The 2,838-nt window shown below is 47.6% G+C and carries 3 protein-coding genes and 2 pseudogenes; all 5 read right to left on the reverse strand.

Going from position 1 to position 2,838, the window contains the following annotated elements; translation table 11 throughout:
• Nucleotides 1-124 precede the first annotated feature (124 nt).
• Nucleotides 125-466, reverse strand: a pseudogene (locus FYJ58_RS14485) (PcfB family protein); the annotation flags it as partial.
• An 86-nt stretch (nt 467-552) separates the two neighbouring features.
• On the reverse strand, nt 553-972 hold the full coding sequence (locus FYJ58_RS14490) for a DUF4313 domain-containing protein (protein WP_154520381.1): 420 nt from the start codon (nt 970-972) through the stop codon (nt 553-555).
• Between the two features lie 12 nt (nt 973-984).
• Nucleotides 985-1,296 (reverse strand): DUF5720 family protein, encoded by a 312-nt coding sequence (locus FYJ58_RS14495; RefSeq protein ID WP_062807362.1) that lies wholly within the window; start codon nt 1,294-1,296, stop codon nt 985-987.
• A gap of 22 nt (nt 1,297-1,318) precedes the next feature.
• On the reverse strand, nt 1,319-2,065 hold the full coding sequence (locus tag FYJ58_RS14500) for a BRO family protein (RefSeq protein WP_062807363.1): 747 nt from the start codon (nt 2,063-2,065) through the stop codon (nt 1,319-1,321).
• Between the two features lie 34 nt (nt 2,066-2,099).
• Nucleotides 2,100-2,711 (reverse strand): annotated as a pseudogene (locus FYJ58_RS14505) (DUF6017 domain-containing protein); the annotation flags it as partial.
• Between the last annotated feature and the right edge of the window lie 127 nt (nt 2,712-2,838).

Below are 2,838 nucleotides of genomic sequence, written 5' to 3' on the forward strand. Positions count from 1 at the left end.
ATTATTATATCTGTTATGATTTGATTTTTAATGATCATGATGAGCTCCTCCTTCAGCTCATATATCATAACATTTGTACATTCTTATTTAATATTTATTGTACATTTTTAAGTATAACTTAATAGGCGTCACGGCCTTTGAAAAAGATCAGGTACTTGGGCGGGGAGCTGCTGCGGTCTTTCTTCACCGCATAATCCACACCATATTTCCGGGCGATCTTCTCAAATTCCTTGATGGAGGGGTCTGTGATCTCGATATTGGAGATCCCCTGATTTTGACCAATGAGCTGCTTGACGGTCTGTTTGCCGTGGGGTGTCACAGGAGCGTCACGGCTTCTCTGCTTTTGCAGCTTCTTTTCCTTGCAGTGGGCAAGGTACTTGCTGATGGCGGCTTTAAGCAACCGACCGGTGAACTTTGTTCCGCTGACAACCAGCGTTAAAGTCCTGTTTTCCACTTCTTCCTGCATTTTCATCGCCTCCTTTCCACAAAATGTGCAGGGGTGGTGCATTTCTTTCTAAGGCGGGACCACCAGCCGCCGGAGAAGATATTTCTTCATCGCTCCATCCCGCGGCTCTTTTTCTTTACCGGCTTCTTATCCGGCAGATTCCACTCTTTCCGAAACTCCGCCACACCTTTGGGATCAAATGCCTTCAATTTCTCCAAATCAAAGGCAACGGCAGAATATTTCCCATAACCGGATTGCACCTGGTAGGGAAGCACTTTCCCCAATTTGTTCTCTTTGATGAATCGCAGCAAGTCCTTGCTGATGTCACCGGAAATAAACGCCTCTCCGGGGTCCAGGGAATACCCCGAAAGGTTCACCGTCATATCTGCAAACGGCTCCGCTCCATCTTCTGTATGGGTAATCATGCCGATATAAAGCCGCTGATTATTCGCATACATCCCAAGTTGCAGTGATATGGTTTCTTCCCCATATTCCCACTTGAAGGGTACTTTCTTTTCCTCATTCATATCAGATTCCTCCTATCGTATCTGTTCTTTGTGGTCATAAAACAAATCTCCATTTCTGACCTTTGCATGGCTGAGAATCTTGATCTGCCCCTTTGCCTGACTGTCCAGAGCTTTTTCATAGCCTATATCTGACAAAAACAGGCGGGTCCGTTCTCCTTTCCAGCCCACCGGGGAATCATGCGTCAGCACATCAAAAATAATCATGTGCCGTGTGTTCTCCGCAAATCGCTGGAGATCCATGTAGTCATGGCCGTGGTAGTTCTGCGCCCCGGCTTTCTGGCGCATTTCCTCCATCAGCTGACCGATTGTTTTGCTTTCCTGCATAAAACCCACTTCCTTTCCGTTCTTATGAGACCAGCAAGATCATCTCCCGCAGCTGGGCAAAGTAGAGCTTGCCCTGGGGCGTAACCAGCGTGTAAGAACCGGTATGACCGTGATTGCAGTAGTCTTTGACGCAAAACAGCCCCGCATTTTTCACATTGGCATAAGGCAGCACATTGCCGGATGCCGTGCGGTACACAAACCGCCGTTCTATCAGAAACCGGACAAACCGGCGCTCCGGAACATCCAACTCTTTGGCGGTAGTCCTGAGATTGGTGCTGTGTTTTAAGTCGATGAACAGGTCATAGAAAGCGGCTTTGCCCTCCAGCTGTGCATTTTCCTTACGCAGAGAAATATTCGCTTCACGCTCAGCCAACAAGTCTGAGCAGAGCTTCATCAGAGCCTCCGGGGAAGTAGCTACCTCCCACAGCTTCTCTTTTGTGAGATAGGCCCCGTGCTTACGAATGGTAGGCAGGACCTCATCGAACACCCACCGTTCAAACCGTTCTGCCGATGGCAATTTGCTGTGAACGATTAGGCGGTACAAATCTCCTTCGGGGATAAAAGTCATACTGATTTTGCGGTCAGGGCTTTGTGGGTGAGGTGCGTCGCGTTTCACGACATACCTACAATGGCGGATAATTGCATCGCGGGGATTGCTGTACCCCAAAGCGCCAGCCACATCCGTTCCGCAGAACAGGTATTTGCCGTTTTCTTCGATGACCCGGATACTGCCAAACTCCGGGTTTTTGAAAATTTCCATCTGGTTCATGTCGTGCCTCCTTTGGCATGATAAAAGGCGGCCTTTACCAGCCGCCTGCGTGCATATCGTGGTTGACCAATGAAGTGAAGTGATTGTTCATGGTGGTAGGCGCATTGAACAGCACTGCAAGCAGGTACTGCTTCATGTTGCGTACCTGGGTGGTATTCTTTTGCAGACAGTCCATGACAAACTCGATGTGGGAGCTGTCCAGTTTCAAAAAACGGGAACGCACGATCTCGTGAGGGAAGTCTGCCCCAGAGATCCGGGTAGTCTTTCGTTTGGCACAGACCGTTTCAACCAACAGCTCTACGATCTCATTCAGGTCATCCAGGTAGAGAGGATAACGCTGCTTCAAGCAGTCATACTCGATATTCTCCAAAATCAACTCCCGATAATTTTCTATCTCTGTGACAGACATCGCATCCCTTCCTTTCCGTTCCGGCGGTCTTGCCGCCGCTGTTTCCCGGAAGGGAATGGAATCGGTACTTGATCCATAAGTAATTGATTTTTCTGTATTTGATTTCTCTATATTTAATTCTGCGGGCTTTTCCGTATCCGGTTTTACCATATCCGGTTTTACCATATCCGGGTTTTCCGTATCTGGTGAAGCCGTATCCGGCTGGGACATATCTGGCTGGGGCTGTTCATAGATGACATTGGTGTTAGAATGTAAATAGTACAAGTTAGATATGGAATAATCCTTAATATAGATTTATTATTAAAGCTAAAGATTGGAGGAGTAAGACATGGCTACACAGTACACAGAAGAATTTAAGAAGAAT

This window comes from Velocimicrobium porci (genome assembly GCF_009696045.1).
Lineage (GTDB): Bacteria > Bacillota > Clostridia > Lachnospirales > Lachnospiraceae > Velocimicrobium > Velocimicrobium porci.

Coding starts and splice junctions, on each gene's coding strand:
- FYJ58_RS14490 (WP_154520381.1), bottom strand. CDS start 972: ATGAATGAGGAAAAGAAAGTACCCTTCAAGTGGGAATATGGGGAAGAA.
- FYJ58_RS14495 (WP_062807362.1), bottom strand. CDS start 1,296: ATGCAGGAAAGCAAAACAATCGGTCAGCTGATGGAGGAAATGCGCCAG.
- FYJ58_RS14500 (WP_062807363.1), bottom strand. CDS start 2,065: ATGAACCAGATGGAAATTTTCAAAAACCCGGAGTTTGGCAGTATCCGG.